Origin of the sequence: Halobellus litoreus, from assembly GCF_024464595.1 — an archaeon.
GTDB classification, from domain to species: domain Archaea; phylum Halobacteriota; class Halobacteria; order Halobacteriales; family Haloferacaceae; genus Haloquadratum; species Haloquadratum litoreum.
Genome location: NZ_JANHAW010000004.1, coordinates 26,563 through 52,290 on the forward strand (window position 1 = coordinate 26,563; position 25,728 = coordinate 52,290).

A 25,728-nucleotide genomic window follows, 5' to 3' on the forward strand; every position below is an offset into this window, starting at 1 on the left:
TGCGAACCGACTCCCACCACCACCTCCGCCACCAGTGCTAAGGTATGCGGGGAATGACGCAACGAGTTGGTCGACCGACTCGACCGGGTATCGAACATCTTCGTATGGGTCACCGACTTCAGGTCCGAACCCCCACGTCGGCCAAGCTCGAGCGATAGACCATCGAGAGAGTGAGGCAGAGTCAGAGTTCTGGAGGGCAGCAGTGTCTAAGCCACCTGAATCGACGTTTCGAGGCGGGTTGAATACATACACGGGATGGCCAGCTTCGGAAAAGTACTCCACCCAGCCGCGTCGACCGTCGGGTGTCGTCCGGTAAATGTACGGTGACAACCCGAGGCCGGGCACCATTACGACGGGGGACTTGTCGGTGGCCGTATCGGGACATGTATATACGACTTCAGCACGTCCGTCGATGACGGTACTACTGCTTGTGTTTGCGTTGCCGACGTAGAAATTTCCGAACGTCGGAGAGTCGTCATTCTGTTGTTCGGATTGTGGGGAGGCCTCAGGAGAGGTCTGTGTATCGGTGTTCGGTCCGCTGTTGTCAGTTGTGCTATTGCACCCTGCGATAGTCGCAGCAAGTGCGACTCCAGTTGCGCGAAGAAACGCTTTCCGAGAGATACCCGATGACATACAGATCGTACTGGCCGGGGATCTGGCTTAGTCGATTGCCGAAATCGGCCACAGGTTAGGCACAAATTCATTCCAGTTCATACAGAACGCCCGATATTGACAGATAATGGTAAGTTGAGATAACTACTGTGTCGTTCAGAGCGTATGCATTGAGAGCACCGGTCTCAACCTCTGTAACGTACTAATGGACCGAGAGTTCGATAGCCAGCACGTTTTGGAGATGATCAGCCAGCGCGGGCTTTTCTACGTCGTTCCCAAGCGGATGCAGACCAGCGAGAAGGCGCAGGCGAAACGATTGCTCCAGCGTGACCAAGACCGATACGAGACTGACCGCAAACTCTATCTGGGCAAGAACGAGTGGCACGAGAGGACGCTGATCTACCGGCAGAAAGAGGATTCAGAGCACGACGACCACCGGCAATACTCGGTGCTTATTACGAATTGCGGGAGTGGACTTCTCACTGAGTATGGCTACAGGTGGGAAATCGAGAGCGGGTACAGGTCGATCAAACGGTTCATAGCTGCGACGACGTCGAAGGATGTCGGGCTACGGTTCTTCTATTTCGCATTTGCTCGCCTATTGTACTCGATCTGGCGAGCGGTCGATTTGCTCGTGCAGGTCAAATTGACTGGTGAGTACGAGCACGCACCGATTGTGACGGTCGATAATTCGCTCACATTGCTGAAGGAGGAGACCGGAATCGAGTAGTGCGGCACCCTGTCCGGGATAGCGTGATTTCAGAGTGCTAACGCTGCCAAGAGTCTCAGAAGTTCACAGATTTGGTTGGGAATGTGATAGACATGGACGAGCAAGACACGATCGGGACGGCATTCCCGACCAACTGCACCGTCGCCCACTGGTAAGCGTATTCGTCGGTCTTCTCCTTCGTCCCGATGACTTCGTCTTCGTAGCCCGTTCTGTCGCCCGCAAAGGGGGTCAGATTCGGTAATGTCGATCGCGACGATCCCCGCTCGAAGCCCCTGACTCGTGTACGGACTCATCTACATCGAAAGATGTGCGGCACTGTCGGAAACGAGCTAATTCAAACTTTGCCGTCATTCCTCCTACTATCAGGCTGAGCCGAGACCACTGGAAGGTCAGTCACCAATTGCGGTGATAATATGGAGGACGAGGACGATAGCAGTGACAACAGTCAGCAAGACGTGTACTCGTCGCCATCGTGAAAAGAGAGTCTCTTTGGTGACGGTCAGCACACGGCCAACGACTGACGGTGTCTCATCTCCTCGTCCAAGCCGGACGACGTGTCGATGTAGATATCGACCGTACAGTCCACTCGCCACCTCTACACCGAGTAAGACAGAAACTGCGAGACCGAGGCCTTCCCACTCTTCGACAGCAATGAAGTGTGGCAGCGTTAGTGCCGTCCCGATGAGAATGACCCACTGGTGTGTTTGTAACTGATATCGACGGTATTGCACTGGCAGCAATCGCTTTCGCTTTACAATACTGTACCCGAGGACACCGAGGACGAGAAAGACAATGCCAGCTTCAACCACACCAATGTACGGGGCCTCACTCACTTCGCCACCAAGGCCCCACCAATCTCCAATCAAACTAGCGCCTGTCTCACCTTCGTCCGAATCCTCTGCATCTTCACCTTCCTCTTCCTCACCATCCAATTCATCCACGCCCGCAACAGGGGAGAATGACTGTTCTGTTGCGTCGAGATTTTTCACAACTGCATAATCACCACCTACTGGTGATGCCCCCTCTTGAACAGTACCGACTCCACTAACGACTAGCAAGAGAACAACGACCAGACTTGCTCGCTGTATACGAGTCTGCATAGAAACACGTAGATACAACGCCGAAAAATTCGTTCGCGTCCATCTATCGAATCCTCGTACAACCGCCGAATCATTCCGTACGCAGAGCAAACAGGGGATGGCCAGCAGTGCCAGCTGCTCGATATCGAAGTCACATACATACTCAGAATCCCCCTCGCGCTCTGAACCGATTCGATAGCTGTACGAAAATTCGATGGTTGGACGCGAACGCCTTACTAAGGCTGTCTCAACCCTCTATCTGCAATGGCAGAACGCAACGACCGACACGTCGAAGATAGTGGTTCTGAACCGAGGGGTAGCTAATTATGCGCGTTCCCGTCCCGAAAAACAAACTCGTCGCCTTCACGCTCGTCGGTGCGCTCCTCACAGCTGGTGTCGCCGGGGCCCTTGCGCTGCCTGGTGGCGGCCTCGCACAGGCTGTCGAGCAACCTAACTCACCAGATACGCCCGCGTCAGACCCATCACAACAGACAGCCGCTGATGCTCCGACTCCGAATCAGGACTTCACCCCAGCAGTGCAGACGCAGACTGGCTACGAGGACGACGAACACGAAGAGCATGAAGAAGAATACGAAGAGGATCACGAGGACGACGAACACGAAGAGCATGAAGAAGAATACGAAGAGGACCACGAGGACGACGAACACGAAGAGGACGAGTGACCAAGATGATGGGATCGCTCGCATCGGTCTACGAATGGTTCGGGAACACCCGCCGCGAGTTCAACTGTTGTGATACGAGGTTTCGGATCCAGGCGACAGGCGTCCGGGCCGACGCTGCGGTGACTGCGACTCGAGAAACGGCTGAGTTACTTGAAGCACAGCTGAACGCCTTCGATGAGACGAGTGCCGTCAGCCAGCTCAATCGCAAGAATGAGGTCACGAACGAACACGTCGCCCGTATCGTTCGCCGTGGGCTCGAATACTACGACCGGACCGACGGGGTATTCGACATCCACCAGGGGCGCGTCGAACACGACCTCAAGGCGTTCCTGCGCGGTGATAGCGACGCACTGCCGGCGACCTTCAACACAGGAACCGTCCGCGTCGACGACGCCACCGTCACCAGCGACGTCGAACTCGACCTCAACGGCCTCGCCAAGGGATACATCGTCGATCGAACCGCCGAAGCGCTCTCGGGTCTCGGCCGTCGCGGATTCGTCAGCGGTGGCGGGGATATGTCTCCACCTACGGGACCGGTCGCTATCGAGAGCCCGTACGGCGACGACACGCCGCTGAAGGTTCTGGACACGGACTGGTCTGTCGCGACGTCCGGGGGATATCGACGCTCGCGGAACGGCACGGACCACGTCTACGATCCGACCACGGAGTCGCTCGGCTCTCGTCACGAGTCCGTCACCGTCGTGGCGCGCCGAGACTGCATGGAAGCCGACGCCGTAGCGACGACGCTTGCAGCGCTCCCACTCGCCAGGGCGCGTGAATTAGCAGCGGAGTGGGAGGGGCTAGAGGTACTCATCATCCACGACGGCGTCTTTCATACGACTGAGGGGTTCGAGACACATGTCATGGACATATAAACAGCGAATCACCGTCGTCGCGATCGTCGTCCTGGTCGTGGCCGTGCCAGTCCTCTGGCAGATCGGCGATGTGCGTGCTACCCAAGCGACCGAAGAGAAACAGAGTGACATAGTCAGTCAGACAGTTTCGTCGAGACAGGCACCAGCCGATTACGACGGGGATGGCATCGACGACTCCGCCGATCGGTGTCCGACGCGACCGGAGACGACGAACGGATTCCAGGACGCGGACGGCTGTCCCGACGTCGTGGCGACTACGGGGGCCTCGTGATGTCGGGGATCGTCTGGTATCTCGACCGCGGTGCCGCGCTCGTCACGTATCCGGCGCTGTATCTGGCAGTTCTCACGGGTATCCTCTATAACACCGAGTCGTTCGGTGTGCTCCACGAGGCTGCCCGACGTGTCCACATCGAACTGTCCGTGTTCGCGATGATCGTCACGTTGCTACACACGGGAATTGGTGTACTCGATGCGTGGTTCGTCGTCACCGGACAGGTTCCGGCGCCGGCGTACTCGATGGCGTACTTCCTCGGTGGCCTCGCCGTTGGCGCAGGGGCACTGCTTATGCTCGTCGTCGCGGTGCTGGGCTTTACCGACGCGAAACGCTTCCAGCGGCCGTGGGGGCCACGCGTCGTCCACTCGTTCGCGTACGCTGGGTTCGCGTTCGGGACGGTTCACGCGGCCGCAGTCGGGACTGATCTGACAGGGCTGGTCCATCCACTGCTGGGTCCCTCGGTGGCGTTTCTCGTGTACGTGCTCCTGTTGCGCTTGCTGGTGCTTCACGGGATATCCTCGAACGCGACGGCGAGCTAGTAGCTGTCCCAGAGGCCTAGGATACGGTCGACGACTTTGTCCGTGAACGAGCGCCGGTGAACTGTATAGAGGTATTTGACCCGGTCAGGATCGCTGACCTCGTAGACGACACTCCGGCCGTCGCGCTCTTTCGTGACGAGGTCGGCCTCAGCGAGTTTCGAGAGATGCCACGAGACCGTCGATTGGGCCTTGTTTAGGCGGTCACTCAGCTCGGTTGTCGAGAGCGGACCGTCCGTGAGAAGATGTGCGAGGATGCGGCGACTGTACTCTCGGCGCAACGCGTTCATCACTGCCCGGTCGACTTCGTCGAACTCGGTAGCCAGATAGTACCGCGTGTACTTGCCGTCGTTCGAGACATCGATCAGATCCTCGTCAGCGAGCCAGCGGAGGTGGTACTGGAGCGTTCCCTGCGCGTACTCGAGTTCGTCGAGGAGCGCGCGAAAGTGAATCCCGGGTGTATCGGCTATTCGCTGGTAGATCGCCCGCCGGGAGGCCAGTTCAAGATCCGGGTCCGACATTGCTCAGTCTCGCGTCAAAGCGACGAAGAACGCCAGGAGGCCACCGAGGATCAGGAGTGCACTCCCGTGTTCAAGCAGTTCGAGCGTGGCGTACGGGAAATACGGGAGCAACGGATACTCGAGAAACACGATGAGTCCGTAGACGGCGAACATCGCATACCCGAGCGTGACAATTCGCATACGGCCGTCACGTTCTCGTCGCCACGCCAGGAAGCTGAGTACACTCAGACCTGCAGCGAGGACGAAGATACCGAGACTGACGTACTGTTCGAGGAGTTGAGCGAGTGGCATACGTTGCTATCTGTGCATACTGTCGGTGCGACGTACTCGGCGATCGATACAATTCAATCGAAGGGGGTGGCGGGGAAAACGATTGGCGTTCAACCGTCGAATCCAATCGAATCGAGTTCTAAAAGCCCCTCCAGGGAGTCATAGAACGGTTCATGATGCGGTTGATTCCAAGGACTGTTGGTACGAATCACCTGCTCAGTACGTCTGCGTATCTTGCAGGGACAGTCGCAGTGAATCGAGTTGTGGCTACACCCACATAATGAACACGGAATCAACATCCTATTATGCCATATGCGATGCTCAAACCCCAACGAAGGACACGATTCGGAGGAGTAGTCTCTCATTTCGAAAGTCCTCGTAGTGACCCACTGTATGAAACCCGATAATGGGTGCCTGTATCGTGAGACCGACGATACTTCTCCCGTTCGGATCACCGACGCTCCGAACGAGAGAGCGACACATAGTCCTATACCCTGATTATTCTCCACTTACTCTCCGTTAGAATGGTTATTACTCTCAGTTAGAATATTCATTACCAAATCACACCTTCTTTTTCTTTAATTATGTACTGGGACAACTGGTACTCAAGTAAGTGACTACGAATGACCAAATTCGAACTCACACGACGGAAATTGGTAAAAGCAGGTGCGGCGGTCGGGTTTGCGTCGGCGATGCCGTTCGGTGCGATGGGCGTCGCAGCCCAGTCGTCACCGTCCCTGGACAAATACGTGACCACGATGCCGGTTCCGACTGTTCGGGAACCAGACGGCAAGCGCCAGGGTGCCGACTATCACGAAATCCGTATGAAGCAAGGGATCCAAGAGCTCCATCCGGACCTCGGCCAGACCAGGATCTGGGGGTACGACGGCCAGTATCCCGGCAAGACCATCGAGGCCCGACGTAACGAGCGCGTGAAGGTCAAGTGGATAAACGACCTTCCGGACGAGCACTTACTCCCGGTTGACGACACCATCCACGGCGCGGCAGGAAATCCCGAAGTGCGCACCGTCGCCCACGCCCACGGGCTTCACACCGAGTCCGCAAGCGATGGTCTGCCGGAGGCGTGGTTCACGCAGAACTACGACCAGACAGGTGATCACTTCGTCAAGGAAATCTACGATTACGACAACGGTCAGCCAGGTGCGACGCTCTGGTACCACGACCACGCGCTGGGCATCACCCGGTTGAACGTCTACGCCGGGCTCGCCGGCTTCTATATCTTACAAGACAACTACGAACGAAGTCTCGACCTACCGACCGGCGACTACGACGTGCCCATCCTCATCCAGGATCGCTCGTTTACCGAGGAGGGCGAACTATTCTATCCAGATGTGGAAATTGGAGATGTTGAGACGAGCATCGTGCCGGAATTCTTCGGCGATACTTCCGTCGTCAACGGGAAAGTCTGGCCGAAGTTCGAGGTCGAACCGCGGAAGTATCGCTTCCGTGTCCTCAACGGGTGTAACTCCCGATTCATCAATCCCCGACTATTCGAAGTCACCGTGAATAATGAAGAGGACCCGGATGGCTCGACTCCTCCGGTATACCAGATCGGTACCGACCTTGGGTTCATCGATCAGACGTTCCAACCCGAGCGGATTAATCTTGGACCCGCAGAACGTGCTGAGATCATCGTTGACTTCTCCGGGATGGATGGCAAGAGTTTCGTTCTGGGCGATAACACCGCGTCCGCGCCATTCAAAGGGCCGGGAACAACTGTCCAGGAGGTCGAACTCTTCGACTTTATGCGCTTCGATGTCACTCTCCCGTTGGATGGGGAGGATACCAGTTCGATCCCCCAGAAGCCAGGGCGTCCCGATCCATTCGGCCAAGAACAAACCACGCGGGATCTACCGCTCATCGAGTCGACCGACGACTACGGCCGGCTCATGAACATCCTCAACCAGCGTAAGTGGGAGGATGGCATCTCGGAGAATCCCAAGCTGGGGACGACCGAAGTGTGGAACCTCGTCAACACGACCGAGGATAGCCATCCCATCCACGTCCACCTCATCGAGTTCGAGGTGGTCGAACGCCAGCCGTTCGATGCTGCGGCCTATCTGGCGGACCTCAACGACGAGCAGGATCCAACAGACGATAACCTCGATCCGCTTGAGGAGTACTACACTGGCGACCCGAGAGCGCCAGAACCTGACGAGCGAGGTCGTAAAGATACAGTTCAGGCCCATCCTGAAGAGATAACGCGCATCAAGACTCGATTCGGGAGTCACACTGGTCGGTATGTCTGGCACTGCCACATCCTTGAACATGAGGACCACGAGATGATGCGCCCTTACGAGGTTGTAACCGGCGGCAACTAACACTCCCGAAGCCGTCCGGTTCCAGTATGCAACTCACGTCGATTATTTTCAGCTGGGCGTTGCAGAAACAATGAAAAGGATGTCTCAAAGAGACTATTTGCCAAGTGTGGACGGTATTGAGCAAATCGAGGTGTCGAAGAATGGCTATGAGAACCGTTGTATGATACCTCCTGCCCTCGGGAAATTCTTCAAGCGACACCGCCGAGGAGGTTTCCGACGGTGTAGGCGACGATTGCGGCGGCCATTCCGACGACGAACATCTCTGCTCCGTTCACGAACCAGCGCCGGCTCGTCACGAAACTTCGGCTCGCCCCCACGGCAAAGAATGCGAACCGGTGAAGGCAATCGAGAGGAGGAATGTCGGCCTCACTTCGAGAATGTACGGAATCAGTGGCGCCCAGCCAGCAATGACAAACGCGAGAAACGTGACGAACGCCGTGCGTCTGGGTGACTTGCCGTCGGCCAACTCTTCGGGAGGATCTCGTTCATCCTCTCGGACGGATCGCTGTTGACATCCTCCCCGCGCTAAACAGTAGTTGCCGAACCTAACTGAGATTCTTCACGCTGGGCTGCGTTGGTCGAAAGATGGTACAGACAACAGAGGTGAAACAAGTCTGTCGTGCTGCTTCGACGTTGCTATTCTCGGAGCTGGATTTTGGTGTCAAATCGTGCGGTGAGTACACGAGAGAGGATTTCGAGGAAATCCTCTCTCGTATCGCCTTCGATCACGAGTTCGCAAACACGGGTGGCAAAACGCTCCAACTTGACCGTGACGAGCAAGTGGACCTCACAGCCACAACTCGGAACCCTCTCGCTAAATCGCTGTTGTACCACCTGCGAAATCTTTCGACGGACGCTATCGACGATCAGTTCGATGGCGTCCAGGATCGATTATTCGAAGTCCTCCGATCACAGCGGCGACTCCCCGATTTCGTCGATGTTGCCATCGATCTTCACGAGTGGCGCTTCTACGGATCAGCCGACACTGACCACGTGATAACGACGTATCCTGATTTAGGAACGAACAGAGCGTTTTGCTTCGCAACGCTGTGTATCGTTGCACCTCGCACTCGGTTCACGCTTGCTGTGCTGCCGATGGACGCGAACGGCTTTCGCGCCAAGCGCGAAGCCGTTCGCTCCTTACTCGAAACTGCGCGTGAGTACGTCTCAATTCGGCACGTCTACCTCGACCGTGGATTCTACCAGGTCCACGTCGTTGCGGAGTTAGAGCAGTTGGGTGTTGACTACATCGTTCGTGCGCGACCGAGTAGCGGAATGAAAGGCCGTCTCAGCGCCGGCGCTGAGACGGTCACCGACGAGTACACGATGCGACGAAAGCGAAAACCAACTGCGTCGGTAGACGTCACAGTCTTCGCAGTTCCGCACCGCACAATCGAAGACGAGCACGTCTGGTTCGTAACAAGCTTAGATGTAGATCCGGCGACAGCGAAGGCGTACGCGGCGGCGTTCCGCCGCCGCTGGGGCATCGAGACCTCGTATCGACAGATCGGTGACTTTCTTCCGAGAACGTCGTCGCCGACGTTCTCGGTGCGATTGTTCTACTTTCTGTTCGCGGTTTCGCTGTACAATCTCTGGGTGCTAGCCAACGTGTTAGCTTCAGCTGACACAGTTCCAAAGACACCGCCGATCTCAACACGAATCTTCCGTAGATTCGTTCTCTCAACAGACTACGGCTGAATACGCATTCGAGTCCGACCGGGATGACCGGTGAGTGCGCCCTGTTGTGGAGAGGCATCGCTCGGGAGCGCCGCTGGCGCGGCGCTCCCTCGCTCTCTCAGAGAATCTGTCATAGCGCAATTCGACACGACGGCGAGATCTCCGATCTCAACGGCTTTCTCAGCGCGGAGCAGAATCTGATTCGGCAACTACTGTAAAGCGCGAGGCTTTCGCCTCGTATTTTCCGTAAAATTTTATTTTGGTCGAAGATTTTACATTTAAAATTATCTAGAGGTGATATATCTTTGAACAACTACCAATGAAAAATCAGTCTTGTAGCGGCTTACAAGAGATGAAGCCCAGCAATAAGCCGCTTCAATCCATTCACCAGTACCTTCTGGCCCGCGCCCGACGCGTCACTCTCGGATGGTGATCTCGTCGTCTTCTTTCGGGACAACACACAGGAATGACCCGCGGTCGTCGTTGTCGTTTTGGTACCAGTGTTCGACACCCGCCGGGATCAGGAGCGAATCACCCTCCGACACGGTGTGGGTTTCGTCACCAACTCCGACCTGGTAGGTGCCTTCGATGACGAACTGTTCGTGTTCGACCTTGTTAGTGTGTCGTGGGATCCGTGCCCCTGGCTCGAGGATGAACCGTCGCATATTGAAATTCGGTGTTCCATCTTCATCACCCAGCAGGACACCTTTCTGGAGGCCCTCAGCCAACTCGACGGTGTCGTAGGTGATCTCCGAGGCACGGCGGATGGTTGGTGTGGGATTTGTGGCTGTCATTGTTCGTGTATTTGCGGGCAAGGACTTGGGTTTGTTTACAGAGCGTGGTTCCCGTTTGTTCTGACTTGATTGTAACCAACACTGCGATTCTTCCAGGGAAGTGTTGGTTAAAAATTCTGGATGACCAGTGAGCCGAAAAGCGCTTGATTCCGAATACTCCCCTCGTACACGACGATACCGACGCCGGCAGTGCGATCCTCTCACGACTGAAAGAGCGGGGCTCGTGCGGCACAAGCGTCCGTACTGGGCGATCACAGACGACTAAGACCTACTACGAGGAGTCACTCACGTTCCGCGGTGGTGGCCCACTCAGGAAAAAGTGAAATTGGTAACTCAAGAGGGTGTCATAGAACGATTACCACACCAAAGAGCAGGGTGAATGCTGAGATGGTATGGCCTCAGCGACCCTGCAAGATGATCCTTCAGTAGAGACGTTCTTCAATGTCGCGGAGACGGAGACGTTAGCGCTGTTTGAGCATCTCTCATTCGAGTTTCTCGAAGAGTTCGACGTGTTTCGCCCCGGCGGAGACGGGGCGAACACGAGAGCACGAGCCACCAGAGATGATGCGTGGGTTCCTCCACTGCTACTACCACCACATCTACGGGATTCGTCCCGTTGAACGAGAGCTTCGGAACACGATCGTTTGGCTGAGCTGTAACTTCGATCGACCGCCGTCGAGAGACGCGGTCGATCGTTTTCTCACCGACCTCGAACACGTCGTTGACGAGGTCTTTGACCGACTCGTCGAGCAGGCCGCCCGCCGCGGCCTGCTCGACTTGACCTACTGTATCGATTCAACTGACGTGAGGGCGATGCCCGCCGATCAAGATGCGTCGCAGTGCTACGATCCAACCGACGATGAGTACTACTACGACTACGGCTGTACGATCGTCTCGACCGGGCAAAAGATCCCGATTGCAGCGGAGTTCACAGAGAGTAAGCAAGCGCCAGAGGAGACGGCGATGCGCGTCACGCGTGACGCGCTCGCCGTCGCCACACCGATCTGGATGCTTGGAGACAGCGCCTACGACACGCTCGACTGGCACGACCCCTGCGGCCAGCAGGTGGTCGTGCCAGTCGCTCCGTACAACGCGCGAAACACCGACGACCCGAAAGATATCGAGTACAGGGTCGAAGACCGCATTGACGAACACAGCGAAGACGTTCAACTGAAGCAATCCACGTTGGATGAGACGTACAACCGCCGTACTGGAGTCGAACGAACCAATGAATCAGTGAAGGGCTGCGGCCTCGGGCGTGCGTTCGCCCGAGGCCGCGTCCATGCACGAGCGCAGGTGTTCCTCGCACTCTGTCTGCGTCTCGTCGTCGCAATCACCAACTACGAACGCGGAGACAATCCGGGAAGCACGATCATCACGGTGTGAGAACTCTTCAATGACACCCTCGGAGTAACACCAATAAGATGTAGAGTTCACCGGCGGCACCGATTACATTGATGAGTTCTATAACACCCTCAACAAGACAACGTATTAACATACTGGACGCCTTCAAGTATCGTATGGACTCTCGCTTCTCGACGTTCGTCAATAGGTACGTTCTCATAATCTTCGTCGTGCAGATCCTGGGGTGGGTCGTGATCGCGGCGATGATCGATCCCTCCCCTAGACCAGCCGTCGCATGGGTTCGGACGCTTCCTGAGTTCGTTCGGCTTCTGTTACTCCCGCTGGGCATCCTCTCGATTCCTGCAATCGGTATCTCTATCGGCCTCGAGTGGGCGCTCTCACTTGTGGGGGTTTCGCCGGAATCGATCCCTGCGATTCTAAACGCTCGCGGCGACGTACTGGTGTTCGCAAGCGCATATGCTCTCGCAGTTATCGGTGCCTGGGGGATCACTCGGATCGCAGGTTCCAAGTAACGGGCCCACCCTCTCACAGGAGACTGCGGGAGCTCCTAGGCGGTGGCGCCACGTCGAGCGGCTTCTTGCTCCTCGGCACCCTCGCGGACGCCGACGACAATGAGCGCGAGAATAATCCAAAGCTCGCCGACGTCAGCGAAGATGGTGAGATTTTCTACGAGCAGTTCGGGAGCGTCCGCGAACCCGTAGCTCACGAACGCAGTGAGACGATGCTCGGTCGAAATCCACACAGGTAGTCTACTCCCCTGTCGCGGCCAATTGGGAGTGACACGGTCTCTGGCTGACCGTCGAGTGACCAGCGTATCCTGCCCCGTCCGCACGGTCGGAGACAGTCTGACTGGCGGATGAGAAACCACCGACAAGGTTATCTTCTCAGACAGCTTATGTCATATGAGTTATAATAATGGCATCGTCTACTAACCAAGCAGTCGAGAGTATCGAGCAGCCGACCAGTGTGAGTGGGTGGAACTACCTGCGTGTCGGTGGGCTGGCTGCGCTGGCCGAGGCGGCCATCTACGTGGCCGGTATCGCGTACTTCCTCGTCATCCTCGATTTCGCGAACGTCTCCGGGGCGCTCCAAGAGGTCGAACTGTTCGTCGCGAACGAGACGAGTCTGTACGCGATGAACCTACTCATCTACGTGGTCTTCGGTATCGTACTGGTGGCGCTCGTTCTGGCGCTCCACGAGCATCTCAAAGCCGACGCACCGATGCTGATGCGCGCGACGACCGCGTTCGGGCTCATCTGGGCCGGCCTCGTCATCGCCAGCGGAATGATTGCCACCCTCGCGACGAGCGCCGTCGTCGACCTCTACAGTACCGACCCGACGCAGGCGACCACGGTCTGGCTGGCAGTTAGCCCGGTCATCGACGGGATGGGCGGCGGTAACGAGATTATCGGCGGGCTCTGGACGCTACTCGTGAGTGTGGTGGCGCTACGGACGCGGGCGCTCCACCGACTGGTGAACTACTTCGGGCTCGTGGTCGGGACTGCAGGTATCATCTCGGCGATTCCAGCACTCGGTGAGATCGGCGGTGGCATCTTCGGGCTTACCCAGATTGTCTGGTTCGTCGCTCTCGGCGTCCTCTTGTTAGGCGCGGGACGCCGTGAGGCGTCCGCATACCTTCGTGAGGAGTGAGTCGACCGATTGTGGTGTGAGACGAACATGGACGGGGCGCTGAGTGAATCCTCTGTATCTCGCGGGCAGTTTCTGACAAGCTCTGAGGGTGTCACGACCTGTCGCGTTACGTATTTCGCCTGTACCGAGCGAATCGAGGTGGTGGTGAAGCTCAATCATTTGGACCGTTGTATGACTCCCTCAACTCAAAGCAACTTTTTCAGCAGATTCCGCTCGGCCCGCTGGAGGTGTTCGTTGACCGTTGAAGAATCGAGTTCCAGCTCGGTCGCAATCTCCTTGGCAGAGACCGCCTTGGGGACTTCGTAGTAGCCCATCTCCCAGGCCGTCTGGATAACCTCGCGCTGGCGCGCGGTCAGGTCGTCAAGCGGGTAGTCGGGACCATCGTAGCCCCCGATGCGCTGGAGGGTCGGCGAGACCCCAGCAGCCTCGTATTCGTTGAGTTGCCCAGAAATCGCCTCGTGCGGACCGACAAGTGACATCGTCGCACCGCGTTCGTCTACGTCGGGATCACAGGTCCCCACGAGATCTCCGGCCGTCTCTTCGAGAATTTCCGGCAGGTCCGGTGCGGTAAAGGAGAGGACGTAGACGTGTGAGTCATCCCGTTCGGCCACGTGGTTCCACTGGTTGACGTACTCGAGCTCATCGAGCGCAGCTTCGTCACACTGCCTCTCCAGTTCAGCCTGGATGACCGCTCCGTTCCCACGACAGGCCAGTTCCTCGAAGTCGAGAAGGCCTGCCTCCTGATCGGTGTCTCGGTCCTCTCAGAAACCGTTCTCGACCTCCTGTCGTGAAAGCACCACGAAAGCGATCCGGACGCTCTGGGTAATCCGGTGACGACGGTCGGCTGGTGGCAGTCGTACTCCTACCGCCTTCCCGACTACACCAAATTGAGTAAATATCATATTATCAATTATAAATAAATTATAATTGGTACTACTGCCGTATAGTAACCAAAGTGTATTTTTTGATCCGGAATCGAATCTCTCACCACTGTTGCACCGACTATCGAATAGTTGACGCCCGTACCAACCAAATGCCGATTATCACAGGATAATGACAAGCAGTAACGGACTACCAGGCACGAATTGGCAATTTACTTATCATCAACGATACTAGATAAAATAAGTCTACTGATACCACGTCTGAGGAGACCACTGGCGGCTGGTTGCGAAATACCGAGCGTGTCGGCAACCCCGCCAAGCGTTACATCTCGGGGGTCTTCGAAGTATCCCATCTCGAACGCGACGAGAAGCGCCTCTCGCTGACTCTCCGTCAAGCCGGCGGAGGAGGTACCGATACTGGCGTACTCGTTCACTCGCAGGAGATCGATGTCGACGTCGTTCGCCTGTGCGTAGTCCCAGAGGTCGACTAGCTTCTTTCGTTCGGGCATCCACACCGTTATGATCCACGCGTTGCTCTCGTTCTCCATATCGAGCGCGACACCGTTTGCCATCGATATCACCGGCGAGAAGGTCTTCGCTTCGGCGGTGTACTCGAACCTGTAGATCGCCCTCTGGTCGGTGGTTTCGATGACCCGCTCGAACTCACTAATCGTACGATCGTCTCGCAAACCCTCCTCGAACCGATAGAAATCGGACGATTCGACATAATACAGGAACCGCCCCGACTTGGGGTCGGTTCCCGCCTCCGAGACCGGCTTGACCTTCGAACTGTTGTCGTACGTAACCGTCTTCGTGAGCACGATGTCAGGGTGCTCGACCCGGACGACTGCTTTGATATCGCTCATTGTCTTTGATTGTTTCCCGGTCGGGAGTGGGGAGTCGACGCGTGGGCTTCGAGGAGTAATTGGCGTTTGAGCCACTTGATAGTAAGGTTTTCTCGGGGCTGCCCCGCTACCAGCGGGCGTTCGGTCACCGTAGCGCCCGATACGGTCGTCGAAAGCACTGTAATTCAAAAATAGCACAATAGAATCACATATGAATTACTGACCAACGCCCCACGAATGGTGTGATACCTCACCCGTCATCGTTGAGCGGATGAGTCAATCTCGACGCTCCAGGACCTATATGAGAAATGTAGTCACTGAGCCGGTGCCTCGGCGGTCGAAGAGTTCGGTACTGGACAGCAATTTTGCATCGGTGTTTCTTGTGGTGTATAAACAAGACAGCCCGCTATCGGTGCGGACAGCGGTCTCGTCGACAGAGACCGAGTTGGCGATGTCGATGCCGGGCCAGATACGTCATCAGCGAGCCGAGGTATCTATTGCCAAATCGACTGACGAGGTCGTTCTACGCCTAATTCAGTTCGCATCGTCGCTATCTCTGTGCGAGAAGGTCCGTCCACGTTCTCACTATTCATCTAATTCACCGGCTGACTCCTGGCCGAGCAGGCTTGCAAGCAGTCTTGGACCGGACTCTCGACCACCTACTCGTTCCTCAGGCAGTACTACCTAGACAGTGCCGCTACGGTGCTAAAATAAAAGTGGTGTTCGGTCTGCGACTTCAACTCCGACGGCTTCGAGACGGCCGCTCGTACGGGACGGAGTGTCAGACGCGGTGATTGAACAACTTCGCCCAGATGCGCTCAAACCAACCCTTTTCAGACGATGGAGAAACTCCAACCGGGAGGTAAAATTTCGATTCTGCTTCTCTGCCGGCACGATCGGCGCGATTTCTCTGTGCCATACAATAAAATGATGGGTCAGAAACAGTATTGCTATTTAGCTTAATCGTATAATACCCTTATATCGGGGTCGAAAAACGGTGCCCCGATTCCCATCTATCGGGCCTCGAACGAGCAGAGTCGCCGCGCGTAGAGCGGCGAGAAAGGGGATACGCCTCAGCGATCGAGCGTGTAGATTGCCTCGTCGCCTTTCGGCCGCCGTTTCCCTAGTCGTCCCGGCGAACGTCAGTGGGGACATGATGATTCCGTGGATTCGCCACTCGCATCGCCGTCAGCAAATACGTATTCGGTCTCCGGGCCGTCTCCGTCCGGTGGAGAGCGTTTCTATACCTTCCGATCACTTGTTTCCGTATTGCTCCAGAGAAAAAGAAAATATTCTGGGAGATTCGCGCCTCGTGAATGCTTTATGTTATTCCTGCAAACGTTCAGTTGTGCCTGTACACGGACGCGAACTGACGACGACCGCGACGTCGCTTCGGATCGTCGACGCGATCAATCGGTTCGAGGGGGCTCGGATGAGCGAGATCGCCGAGGAACTGGGCCTAGCCAACAGTACCATCCACGCGCACCTGACGACGCTCCGCAACCACGAACTCGTCGTCAAGGAGGGCAACGAATTCTACCTAGGCATCAAGTTCTTTCATCTCGGTGAACAAGCAAGGCACCGAAAACCCGAGTACGAGATCGTTCGACGGCACGCTCACGAACTGAGCAATCGCCTCAACGAGGAGGTCGCGTTCGCCATCACCGAGCACGGCCGATCTGTGATCATCTTCGACGAGAACAACGACCCCGCGAAGGAGGGGTTCCAGGTGGGTCGGTACTTCCATATGCACAATTCCGCGAGCGGGAAGGCGATGCTCGCGGAGTTCTCCCGCGAGCGCGTCGAGGATGTGCTAGACCGATGGGGACTGCCCAAGGAGACTGAGAACACGATCCAGAGCGCCGAGGAACTCTACGAGGAACTGGAGCAGACCCGCGAGCGGGGCTACTCGCTCAACCGGCAGGAGGCGCTCGAAGGGCTGATGGCGGTGGGAATGGCGATCACGAACCCCGACAGGAGCGTCCTGGGCTCGGTCGACGTCTCCGGACCCCCGTACCGGCTCTCCGAAGACGAGATCGCCCCGGAGTTACGCGAGACGGTAACGCAGATCGAACGCGAAATCGCCTCCCGGTACGGAACCGAGTGAACCGCTCGCATCTACACCGTCCGGCTTGTGGGTCTCGAAACCAGATCGATCCCTCGTCGCTGACGGTAGGTATCTGCCTCTTGAACTAGCTCTCGGTGTTGGCCGGCGTTGAGACGCTGGAGCGGCGGCGCTTCCCCTCGACAGTCCCGTACTCCTAATTGTCGTCAGGGCCGAGCAGTAGCTCACCGAACGCTTGGGCCGTCGGGAGTTCCCAGCCGCGATTGACCGCGGTCAATCGCGTTCCGACGGTGACCGTGGCACACAAAGCCGCAGCGGCGCCATCGGTCGCAAGCGCGCTCGTTACGATCCTGTAGGTAACACCGCCCAACACCGCGCAACTCGCGTAGAAGTCGGTCACCAGAATGAACGGATACCGGTCGAGCAGGAGATCCGCGAACGCCCCGCCGCCTGCCGCGTTGATCGTCGCGATCGCGATCACACCGAAACTCGAGGTTCCGGCTTCGGTCGCCACGATCGCGCCGGTCGTCGCGAAGGCACCGAGTCCCACGGCGTCGGCGAGCATCGTGACCGGATGATCGTCCGGGGAATCGAGAACGACGTTCAACCCGACCGCGAGGACGACTCCCAGCATTCCGAGACTCACCTCGCTCAGTGAACTCAACGTTAGTGGAACCCGATTCACGAGCAGGTCGCGCGTCGTCCCACCGACGAATGCAGTTGCGAGACCGACGACAGCCACCCCGAACAGGTCGAACTGCTCGCGTATCGCCTTTGCCGACCCGACGAGAGCGAACGCGATCAGTCCGATCGTATTCATAACCGCGAACGGCTCGGCTAGGAGCACTCCCACGACTTCTTGCACTGATACGTACCTACAATACTCGCTCTATTCAACGCTGCGGTTGATCTACTCTCACCTGACCGTGCGTACACTCGCAGTTCTGTGGGAGCTCGAAGTGAGCCGTTCAACTGATTCGCCGCTCGATCCACCATCTCGCGTGAGGGAACTGAGACAGAGACGGACTGTAGGGATTGGATCTATCGGCGTCGAAACCCCGTTACTCGTCGCTGACCGACCTGATCAACGCGTCGATGTCCGACAGTTCAATGAGCTTTTTCATGCCTCTCCGAAGGCGTCCACTCGCGGCAGATGTCGATATATCGAGTTCCTCTGCAATTTCCTCGAGCGTCATCTCGCGCGGTTTGTCGAAATACCCGTCCCTGTAGGCTATCGCCAGTAGTTCCTGCTGTTTTTCCGTGAGTCCGTTGTGTTTGCTCTCGCCGTAGTTAGACACCTGTTGGATCGCGAAAATCTCGAACGCAAACGACTTTTGGTCCGCGAAATTCCAGATCTTCTGCAGGGATTTCTGATCCGGGAGTTGCCACCGTTCGATCCACCCGTCGCCGTGTCGGTACGCATTCAATGCAAACCCGTTCTCCTCAGTGACTACCGATCCGAGTAACAGCGTATCGGGAGTGAATTCGATACGGTAGACGGGCTGGTTTTCGTAACTCGGCACCCATTGGGCGGTTGCGACAGTGTGATCGGATTCGACACTCTCCTCGAATCTTTGAGTACTACCCGTATCGACGACAAAATAGTGCATATTATGCGTTGGGTCCGTGCTTACCTCCTGAAGGGCTCGAATCTTGGCGTGCGGTAGCGATTCGATCACGTGGGCCAACGCCATCCGCGGATGAGAAAAATAGACTCTTGTTATAATCGGCATATCCGATCTTAGCGGGGCGCATACATCAATATTACTCCATCAGACCCGACCTGATTCGCTCGGAGTTACCGGCACATACTCGTTTCATCACTCTGACCTGGTGACCACAGCGAGGGCAGGTCAGCCGTTCTGTACGTGGTGCGGCGACGGGGGTCGACCACCCAAACATTATATGAACACCACGGTATGGCGAACTATGGGTAGCTTCACCATACTGAACGCCACCACCGTGGCGGATCGCCGTGTAGATATCCGGATACGAGACGGGGTGATCAGCGACGTCTCCGAAGCCAGGACCGTTTCCGATCGCTCTGCGGATGAGCAAGGCGTTTTCGATGCAAACGGGCGATTAGTTACCCCTTCGCTGACCGAACCGCACATTCACCTCGATTACGCTCTTGCGGCAGGGGCCCCTCGTTGGAACGAGGCAGGGACCCTTTCGGAGGGTATCGACATTTGGGCCGAATACAAGCGAGATCTGACCAAGGACGACGTCAAAAGGCGGGCTCGACGAACGATACAGTGGTTAGTCGCTAACGGCGTCACGAGGGTACGGACCCACGCAGATGCGACTGAGAGCACTCTCTCGACGGTCGAGGCACTCGTCGAGTTGCGTCGGGAACTCCGGGATTTCATCGACATCGAAGTCGTCGCGTTTCCACAGGACGGCATCTACACCGCGGACGGAAACGGGGTGGCGCTCCGGGAGGCGGTCGAAATGGATGTCGACGTCGTCGATGCGATTCCCCACGCCGAGCCGACCTGCTCGACGCCGCATACGTGTTGATCCACCACGCGCAGATGAGCGGGTACGACGATGTCCAAACGATATGGAATATGCTAACGGTGGCGAATTCGAGCATCTTCGGCGCAACAAACTACGGGCTCGAATCGGGAGACGAAGGGTCTCTCGTCGTGTACGACAGTTTCAGCGCCTTCGATACGTTACGGACGCGACCTCCCCGTCGGTTAGTCTTGAAAGAGGGGATCCCGGTTGCACGGACCCAACCGAGTGAAACGACGGTGCAGTTCGGCGAAAACAGTACCGATATTGACTTCCACCGATCCTAGCCCGCCCGTTTCGTACACCGTTCGGGGACGAAGACCGTACTCGTGTCGAGCACCTCGAGCGGGGGACCGAAACCCGGAACGATTCGTCGCAGCGCAGTCCGATCGTCACATCAGAATTTATTAGAAAGAACGACACACTCTACCGTGTGACCACTGGACACTTAGCCGTTCGTATGAGCGAAATGACGTGGAAGGAGTACGACCAAAGGGTCGAGCGCGTTCCCGTTTTCATCCCGGTTGGGAGTACCGAACAACACGGTCCCGGACTGCCGATGAACGTCGATTTCGTCATCCCGACTGAATTCTCCGAGCGGACGGCCGAGCGTGTGGACGGCATCGTCGCGCCGACGATTCACTACGGTGCGAAGTCTCAGCCCGGAAGCGGCGGCGGTTCCGAGTTCGTCGGGACAACGAGCGTTCACGGGGGGACCCTCCGCCGGCAGATCCAAGACGTCATTGGTGATCTCGAACGCGACGGCGCGATGAAAATCGTCTTTTTCAACGGACACTACGAGAACGAATACCCGATCCGAGAGGCTATCGACCGCCACATCGAAGACGGCACGCGGGCCACATTCATTATCGCAAGCTGGTGGGATCTGCTGTCGCCGTCGCTCCGAGACGAGATCTTCGAAGAGATTCCCGGTGGATTCCCCGGTTGGGAGAAAGAACACGCCGGCGTCATCGAGACGGCGCTGATGCGTCACTTCCGACCGGAACTGGTGAGAGAAGACGAAATCGTGGACGACGAGGCGGACAGGACCCCCTCGCACATCGTCAAACCGGCACCGAGGGAGACGGTCTCGGACAGCGGCGTCTTCTACCGAGCCACGTACGGGACCGCCGACGTCGGTCGGCGGGTCGTCGACGACGTCACCGACACCCTCGTCAGCGCGATCGAGAAGGAATTTGCGTAGTTGCTGCCGGCCGTACGCCCGCGAGACAGCTCGCGGCACCAAAGTGTTGATTTACCGACCCACCGAGGATCTTTACGGCGTTCGACGGTATCAGGGTCACTCGGACGCTTCTGCAACGCTTTTCACACGATTCGTTGAGACCGAGAGAAACCGAAACTTGATCGTGTCGTTCAGACGGATCACTGTCACAGGTACAATCACCCACGCTCACCACGCCGTCGGGGATCCGGTGGAACCGTGACGTACGGGATGACGCACAGTGAGTAGTGCAGACGTTCGTCCATTCCCAACCGTGGGACCCAGTCGCTCTGAGGGGTCGGGGCCCGTCCTATCCGAGACCGGATACACGTACCCTCTCCATTTGCTCGTTTTCGCCAATTACCGGTGCTCGCCGTGGGGTGCCAGCAAGCACCGGCACACAGCGAGAACAAACACTATCAGTCGTCCGCTGGATCCACTTGCGGAGAGGGATCCCGTGCAGTTTCCCGCATCTCGTAGACGAACTCTTGCACGCGGTCTTCAGACGGGGACGGAGTTGCGAGACTGACGACGACCAGGCCGATCGTCGTACTCAATCCGCCCCAGAAACCGAGCCACACCTGGAGCGGATTTTGACCGATCCAGATGAGGTACGACAGAGTACCCAGACCGGCGATTAGCCCGGCGATGACCCCATATTTGTTCGCGCGGGCCCATCAGAACATCGCAATGGCGACCGGAAGCAGTATGAAGTATCCCGGGAAGGCGAATTCGAGCAGGAACGTGAAGAACTCACCGAGCGGTCGCGTCGCAAACAGGAGTGCGGCGAACGCGATGAATCCGGACGTGATCTTCGAATACTTCGACAACTGTTTTTCGGGCATATCGCCCTGTATGAGCACCTGAGAGATGTCGCGCGAGATGCTGGACCCGAGCATCAGGATGATCAAGTCGGCGGTCGACATCGCAGCGGCGACCGCTGCCGGCATCATAATCCCTAGGAAGGACCCCGGCATATCTTGAATGAATCGAAGAATGACCGTATCAGCACTCGAACCTTCGAGTCCGGGAAGTATGAGAATTTCTGCCAATCCGCTCGTCTTGTTCGGCCCGCGACATTCGTCCTCCGGAGGTCGTCCTGCGTATTCCCCGCGACAGCGTTTGGAATAGTATAACAAATTGTGGCTACCAGGACTAACGCCGTCCGTGAAATCGGCTTTCGTTACAATACTAAGAGTGTAATATTTGTTTGTGAAGGGGGACACTGATACGCCGCTATTTACTCTCTATTCGCGCTCTCCGGTATTCCCCGTCGCCGGTCACGTATGTTTGGAATAAACTAACAAATTCACGTTTTTTCGCCGTTCAACCTGTCCTATATGCTGCTCTACCACCGACATCGTGAAAGAATACACAAATCCGAGTCGGTAAATTGGACTTCTATCGACCTTTTTCGATGAAGAGACAGAAAATTTTAAGTATTTTTGATTGGTATGTGTTTGCAAATGACTAACCAACACTCCCCTCGAATGATGACGACCGTCGCGACGAGTTGGAAGATAATCCGCACGCTCGAGGAGCTACAGGGGGCCGGCGTTACGGAGCTCGCGGACCACTTGGATATGCCGAAAGGGACGGTTTACACTCACCTGGCGACGTTGAAAGAACAAAAATACGTAGTCAAGCGGGACGGGAAATACCATCTCGGCTTACATTTCCTCAATCTCGGCGAGTTCGTCAAAAAGCACAGCGTCCTTTTCAAGGCGGGGCGGTCAGAAGTCGAGCGATTGGCTGAAGAGACCGACGAATACGTTCATTTGGTCACCGAGGAACACGGCGATCTCATCTATTTGCACGAAGCTCGGGGGCAGAACGCCGTGGGAAAGAATTATTTCGAGAAAAAATTAGAGAAACCGGGATACTTACACAGTTCAGCGTACGGGAAGGCTATGCTGGCATTTCTGCCGGAGGATCGCGTAGAAGAAATCGTCACGGAATCGGGACTCCCACAGCGAACCGAGAAAACGATCACCTCCCGTGATGCGCTCTTCGACGAGTTGGAATCGATTCGCGAACAGGGATACGCTCTGAACGACGAGGAGGAGATATTCGGTACGCGGGCGGTCGGCGCCCCGATTCTGGACAAAAATGAGACCGTGCTCGGGGCCGTCAGTATTACCAAGCCGACGAGTAGGATGCAGGGTGATGACTTTTACGAGGCGGTTCCGAATCTCGTCACCAGCGCGGCGAACGTCATCGAAGTCAATATTCAGACGATGCGGAACGAAGATATCGGACGCTGATAACGGAGAACGACCGACTTCTGTGTGATACCACTCTCACTGCCGGTTAGCTCCCGAGGATGTCCTTCTGGAGATCGATCCCATCGACGATGCTCGTCCGTTCGAGAAGGATCGTGTGTTCCGGTTTCCAACTCACCTGTACGTCTCCCTCCGGTACGTCGGCCAACTCCCACGACTTGAGACTGATCTCCTTCGCGGCGTTCTCCGCTCGAACCTCCAACAACACCTGCGTACTCGATCCGGGATTCCAGATGACGTCTTTCACCCTGCACTCGAGGGTGTTCGCGTACTCGTCGGACAGGCTTATGTGCTGGGGCCGAACGGAAAACGACATCTCGGACCCCAGAAGCTCACTGACCGACGAGTGGAGATTGTCGGGCAAGGCTTTGAAGGAGCCGAGCTCGGTAGCGATCGTTACGCTGCCGTCGGGGTGCTCTTGGTCGAGCGTCCCAGTAACCGTGTTCGAGTCGCCCACGAACGCCGATACGAAAGCGGTGTTCGGTGAGTTGTAGATCTCCGCGACCGACCCCGACTGCTCGACCTGTCCGTCGTTCATCACGATGATTTGATCCGCGAGCCTCATCGCCTGCGTCTGGTCGTGTGTGACGTACACGAAGGTGGTGTCGAATTCCCTGTGGACGCGGAGTAGTTCACGCTCCATCCGCTTTTGGAGCTTGTAGTCCATATCCCCCAGCGGCTCGTCTAGGAGTAGCAATTTCGGTTCGAGGACGAGACTCCGTGCGAGCGCTACCCGTTGTTTTTGTCCGGCAGAGAGTTCCTCCGGGTCGCGATCCGCGAGACCCTCCAACTGCATCATCTCCAGAAGGCGCTCCGTCCGCCGTCGTCGCTCCTGGTCGTCGACCCCCAGTTGCTTCAATCCGTATTCGATGTTCTCGGTCACGGAGAGGTGCGGAAAGAGCTGAAAGTCCTGGAAGACTAGACCGATGTCTCTGTCGTGGGTGGGTTGATCGGTAATCTCTAGGCCGTCGAGACTGACCGTCCCGGCGGTCACGTCGAGATTCCCGACGAGGGAGTGAAGCGTCGTCGACTTTCCGCAACCGCTCGGGCCGATGATCACGCAGAAATCACCGGCGTCGACGGCGAAGTCGATGTCGTCGACCGCGAGCGTTCCATCGGGGTATATCTTCGTGAGTCCAGATACGTCCAGCATCGTTCTGCTGGACTCGAGCTGTTCGGGCTGTTCCGATTGTATCCGTGGATCGTTCGTTTCACTCATTGTTCTGCCTCCAAGAGATCGCTAACTTTCATATCGCCGGTGACGCTCATCTCTTCGAAGAACTGCGCCGCACTCGCATCGAAGCCGATTTCCGTCTCGTTGCTGTTCTCGGCATCGTCCGGTCTGCCGGGCTTTACCACCTGGAGTTCGTTGTCGTACCCGGGCACGGAGACTGAATACTCCATCACTTCCCCGGTGTAGGTCCTCCCCTTGAGCACGACACCCACGTTGTTTCGGCAGTTTGCCGCGCCGTCACCGATGACGATATCTTCGGGACGGACCAGTACTGCACCCTCAGAGCCCTCCGCGAGCCGTTCGCCGGTATCCGAAACGGCGAGTTCGCCTACTGGTGTTTCGACGACAATCTCCGAATCGGTCGTCCGAACGACGTCGCCCACCAAGAGATTGGAATCCCCGACGAAGCGGCCGACGAACGCGTTTGCCGGGTTCGTATACACTTCTTCGGGCGTCCCGACCTGTTCGATTACCCCGTCGTTCATCACGATCAGCCTGTCAGCGAGTTTCAGCGCTTGGTCCTGGTTGTGTGTCACGTACAGGAACGTGCTCTCTAACTCGTTGTGGAGCCTCCTCATCTCGATCTCCATTCGTTTTTGAAGCTTGTAATCCAGATCCGCCAACGGATCGTCGAATAACGTGATATCACAGTCGCGAACCAGCTGGCGTGCCAGTTCGACGCGCTGTTGTTGCCCCCCGCTCAGTTCGTCCGGATAACTCGATTTGGTGTGGGAGATAGCGAGGAGGTCGAGCATCTCGTCGATCCGGTCTTCGATCTGTTCCTCCGGCGGCGCGTCGGACTGTTGTCTGAGACCGAATCCGATGTTCTCCGCTACCGTCTTGTGTGGAAAGAGAGTCTCCTCGAACTCCTGAAACACGAGACCGACGTCCCTGTCACGGCTCGGCACCGATTCCGTGTTCCGTCCTCGGAGGTGAATCTCTCCCGTGTCCGGATCGGCGATCCCGGCTATGCACTTCAACAGCGTGCTCTTTCCACAGCCGCTGGGTCCGATGACGACACAGAACTCCCCGTCGGTAACTGAGAGGTCGATACGGTCCAAGACGAGTTCGTCGGCGAACTTCTTGCTCAATGAACTGATGCTGATCGCTGGCTGGGCCGACATACGTTCACGTTCGACATTCCAATATAAAATTGTTCCCAATAATATATTAAATCATACTATTTTAATATTATATGCGGTGGGTGACTTCTGACCCCGATCCGCTGGGAAATCGGACGTACTCTTCTTTCGTGTATAAGGTCTGCATATGAA

25 protein-coding genes and 4 pseudogenes are annotated in these 25,728 nt (G+C 56.7%); 16 read left to right on the plus strand and 13 right to left on the minus strand.

Annotated features, from left to right (window positions below; all coding sequences use genetic code 11):
• Positions 1 to 808: 808 nt before the first annotated feature.
• Positions 809 to 1,342: pseudogene (locus NO360_RS16980) on the plus strand (transposase); the annotation flags it as partial.
• A gap of 106 nt (positions 1,343 to 1,448) precedes the next feature.
• On the opposite strand, the pseudogene NO360_RS19135 reads toward NO360_RS16980, so the two are convergent.
• Together NO360_RS19135 and NO360_RS16985 are read right to left on the minus strand one after the other, a co-directional pair.
• Positions 1,449 to 1,623 (minus strand): annotated as a pseudogene (locus tag NO360_RS19135) (transposase); the annotation flags it as partial.
• Between the two features lie 108 nt (positions 1,624 to 1,731).
• The gene (locus tag NO360_RS16985) at positions 1,732 to 2,442 is read right to left on the minus strand and encodes a hypothetical protein (protein WP_256309047.1); all 711 of its coding nucleotides are present in this window, start codon (positions 2,440 to 2,442) and stop codon (positions 1,732 to 1,734) included.
• A 305-nt stretch (positions 2,443 to 2,747) separates the two neighbouring features.
• On the opposite strand from NO360_RS16985, the gene NO360_RS16990 reads away from it, so the two are divergent.
• From NO360_RS16990 to NO360_RS17005, 4 genes are read left to right on the plus strand one after another with little or no spacing between them, the layout of a single operon-like run.
• Positions 2,748 to 3,104, plus strand: a complete 357-nt coding sequence (locus NO360_RS16990) for a hypothetical protein (RefSeq protein WP_256309048.1) — start codon at positions 2,748 to 2,750, stop codon at positions 3,102 to 3,104.
• Between the two features lie 5 nt (positions 3,105 to 3,109).
• Positions 3,110 to 3,979: an FAD:protein FMN transferase gene (locus NO360_RS16995; RefSeq protein WP_256309049.1), complete on the plus strand. Its 870-nt coding sequence runs from the start codon at positions 3,110 to 3,112 to the stop codon at positions 3,977 to 3,979.
• Positions 3,963 to 4,250: a hypothetical protein gene (locus NO360_RS17000; RefSeq protein ID WP_256309050.1), complete on the plus strand. Its 288-nt coding sequence runs from the start codon at positions 3,963 to 3,965 to the stop codon at positions 4,248 to 4,250. Before NO360_RS16995 ends, NO360_RS17000 begins: the two co-directional genes overlap by 17 nt.
• Positions 4,250 to 4,792: a ferric reductase-like transmembrane domain-containing protein gene (locus tag NO360_RS17005; RefSeq protein ID WP_256309051.1), complete on the plus strand. Its 543-nt coding sequence runs from the start codon at positions 4,250 to 4,252 to the stop codon at positions 4,790 to 4,792. The genes NO360_RS17000 and NO360_RS17005 overlap by 1 nt, the downstream gene beginning before the upstream one ends.
• Here NO360_RS17005 and NO360_RS17010 read toward each other — a convergent pair.
• Both NO360_RS17010 and NO360_RS17015 read right to left on the minus strand, forming a co-directional pair.
• Positions 4,789 to 5,310 carry a winged helix-turn-helix transcriptional regulator gene (locus NO360_RS17010; protein WP_256309052.1) on the minus strand — a complete coding sequence of 174 codons (522 nt, stop codon included), beginning with the start codon at positions 5,308 to 5,310 and terminating at the stop codon, positions 4,789 to 4,791. The two genes, NO360_RS17005 and NO360_RS17010, sit on opposite strands and share 4 nt — an antisense overlap.
• A gap of 3 nt (positions 5,311 to 5,313) precedes the next feature.
• The gene (locus NO360_RS17015; protein ID WP_256309053.1) at positions 5,314 to 5,601 is read right to left on the minus strand and encodes a hypothetical protein; all 288 of its coding nucleotides are present in this window, start codon (positions 5,599 to 5,601) and stop codon (positions 5,314 to 5,316) included.
• Between the two features lie 602 nt (positions 5,602 to 6,203).
• Between NO360_RS17015 and NO360_RS17020 the strand changes: the two genes are divergently transcribed.
• On the plus strand, positions 6,204 to 7,922 hold the full coding sequence (locus tag NO360_RS17020) for a multicopper oxidase family protein (protein ID WP_256309054.1): 1,719 nt from the start codon (positions 6,204 to 6,206) through the stop codon (positions 7,920 to 7,922).
• A gap of 585 nt (positions 7,923 to 8,507) precedes the next feature.
• Positions 8,508 to 9,620, plus strand: a complete 1,113-nt coding sequence (locus NO360_RS17025) for a transposase (protein ID WP_256309055.1) — start codon at positions 8,508 to 8,510, stop codon at positions 9,618 to 9,620.
• A 395-nt stretch (positions 9,621 to 10,015) separates the two neighbouring features.
• Here the strand turns inward: NO360_RS17025 and NO360_RS17030 are convergent, their stop codons facing one another.
• Positions 10,016 to 10,393 (minus strand): cupin domain-containing protein, encoded by a 378-nt coding sequence (locus NO360_RS17030; protein WP_256309057.1) that lies wholly within the window; start codon positions 10,391 to 10,393, stop codon positions 10,016 to 10,018.
• A 173-nt stretch (positions 10,394 to 10,566) separates the two neighbouring features.
• Here NO360_RS17030 and NO360_RS17035 point away from each other — a divergent pair.
• From NO360_RS17035 to NO360_RS17045, 3 genes and pseudogenes are all read left to right on the plus strand, one after another.
• Positions 10,567 to 10,655: pseudogene (locus NO360_RS17035) on the plus strand (MarR family transcriptional regulator); the annotation flags it as partial.
• A gap of 130 nt (positions 10,656 to 10,785) precedes the next feature.
• Positions 10,786 to 11,779, plus strand: a pseudogene (locus tag NO360_RS17040) (transposase).
• 134 nt (positions 11,780 to 11,913) lie between these two features.
• Entirely contained in the window at positions 11,914 to 12,270 is a 357-nt protein-coding gene (locus tag NO360_RS17045; RefSeq protein WP_256309058.1) for a hypothetical protein, read from the plus strand.
• A gap of 35 nt (positions 12,271 to 12,305) precedes the next feature.
• Here NO360_RS17045 and NO360_RS17050 read toward each other — a convergent pair whose 3' ends face one another.
• Entirely contained in the window at positions 12,306 to 12,464 is a 159-nt protein-coding gene (locus NO360_RS17050) for a hypothetical protein (protein WP_256309059.1), read from the minus strand.
• 209 nt (positions 12,465 to 12,673) lie between these two features.
• Here NO360_RS17050 and NO360_RS17055 point away from each other — a divergent pair, with 209 nt between their 5' ends.
• Entirely contained in the window at positions 12,674 to 13,408 is a 735-nt protein-coding gene (locus NO360_RS17055; RefSeq protein WP_256309060.1) for a hypothetical protein, read from the plus strand.
• A 185-nt stretch (positions 13,409 to 13,593) separates the two neighbouring features.
• On the opposite strand, the gene NO360_RS17060 is transcribed toward NO360_RS17055, so the two are convergent.
• On the minus strand, positions 13,594 to 14,019 hold the full coding sequence (locus NO360_RS17060; protein WP_256309061.1) for a helix-turn-helix domain-containing protein: 426 nt from the start codon (positions 14,017 to 14,019) through the stop codon (positions 13,594 to 13,596).
• Between NO360_RS17060 and NO360_RS17065 the strand changes: the two genes are divergently transcribed.
• Complete coding sequence (locus tag NO360_RS17065) at positions 14,020 to 14,199, plus strand: hypothetical protein (protein WP_256309062.1); 180 nt, start codon at positions 14,020 to 14,022, stop codon at positions 14,197 to 14,199. It begins immediately after the preceding gene.
• Between the two features lie 302 nt (positions 14,200 to 14,501).
• On the opposite strand, the gene NO360_RS17070 is transcribed toward NO360_RS17065, so the two are convergent.
• Positions 14,502 to 15,155 carry a helix-turn-helix domain-containing protein gene (locus tag NO360_RS17070; protein ID WP_256309063.1) on the minus strand — a complete coding sequence of 218 codons (654 nt, stop codon included), beginning with the start codon at positions 15,153 to 15,155 and terminating at the stop codon, positions 14,502 to 14,504.
• Positions 15,156 to 16,482: 1,327 nt separating this feature from the next.
• Here NO360_RS17070 and NO360_RS17075 point away from each other — a divergent pair.
• Positions 16,483 to 17,241, plus strand: coding sequence for an IclR family transcriptional regulator (locus NO360_RS17075; protein WP_256309064.1), 759 nt, complete (start codon positions 16,483 to 16,485; stop codon positions 17,239 to 17,241).
• Positions 17,242 to 17,395: 154 nt separating this feature from the next.
• Here the strand turns inward: NO360_RS17075 and NO360_RS17080 are convergent, their stop codons facing one another.
• Both NO360_RS17080 and NO360_RS17085 read right to left on the minus strand, forming a co-directional pair.
• Positions 17,396 to 18,019: a trimeric intracellular cation channel family protein gene (locus NO360_RS17080; protein WP_256309065.1), complete on the minus strand. Its 624-nt coding sequence runs from the start codon at positions 18,017 to 18,019 to the stop codon at positions 17,396 to 17,398.
• Positions 18,020 to 18,260: 241 nt separating this feature from the next.
• A complete protein-coding gene (locus tag NO360_RS17085; protein ID WP_256309066.1) occupies positions 18,261 to 18,932 on the minus strand; it encodes a helix-turn-helix domain-containing protein in 672 nt (223 codons plus the stop codon).
• Between the two features lie 196 nt (positions 18,933 to 19,128).
• Between NO360_RS17085 and NO360_RS17090 the strand changes: the two genes are divergently transcribed.
• The gene (locus NO360_RS17090; protein ID WP_256309067.1) at positions 19,129 to 19,719 is read left to right on the plus strand and encodes an amidohydrolase family protein; all 591 of its coding nucleotides are present in this window, start codon (positions 19,129 to 19,131) and stop codon (positions 19,717 to 19,719) included.
• Positions 19,720 to 20,176: 457 nt separating this feature from the next.
• Positions 20,177 to 20,920 carry a creatininase gene (locus tag NO360_RS17095; RefSeq protein ID WP_256309068.1) on the plus strand — a complete coding sequence of 248 codons (744 nt, stop codon included), beginning with the start codon at positions 20,177 to 20,179 and terminating at the stop codon, positions 20,918 to 20,920.
• Between the two features lie 695 nt (positions 20,921 to 21,615).
• Here the strand turns inward: NO360_RS17095 and NO360_RS17100 are convergent.
• Positions 21,616 to 22,164 (minus strand): sodium:solute symporter family transporter, encoded by a 549-nt coding sequence (locus NO360_RS17100; RefSeq protein WP_256309069.1) that lies wholly within the window; start codon positions 22,162 to 22,164, stop codon positions 21,616 to 21,618.
• A 264-nt stretch (positions 22,165 to 22,428) separates the two neighbouring features.
• On the opposite strand from NO360_RS17100, the gene NO360_RS17105 reads away from it, so the two are divergent.
• A complete protein-coding gene (locus tag NO360_RS17105) occupies positions 22,429 to 23,202 on the plus strand; it encodes an IclR family transcriptional regulator (RefSeq protein WP_256309070.1) in 774 nt (257 codons plus the stop codon).
• Positions 23,203 to 23,248: 46 nt separating this feature from the next.
• Here NO360_RS17105 and NO360_RS17110 read toward each other — a convergent pair whose 3' ends face one another.
• Positions 23,249 to 24,439: an ABC transporter ATP-binding protein gene (locus NO360_RS17110; RefSeq protein WP_256309071.1), complete on the minus strand. Its 1,191-nt coding sequence runs from the start codon at positions 24,437 to 24,439 to the stop codon at positions 23,249 to 23,251.
• Positions 24,436 to 25,578 (minus strand): ABC transporter ATP-binding protein, encoded by a 1,143-nt coding sequence (locus NO360_RS17115; RefSeq protein WP_256309072.1) that lies wholly within the window; start codon positions 25,576 to 25,578, stop codon positions 24,436 to 24,438. Before NO360_RS17115 ends, NO360_RS17110 begins: the two co-directional genes overlap by 4 nt.
• Positions 25,579 to 25,728: the final 150 nt, after the last annotated feature.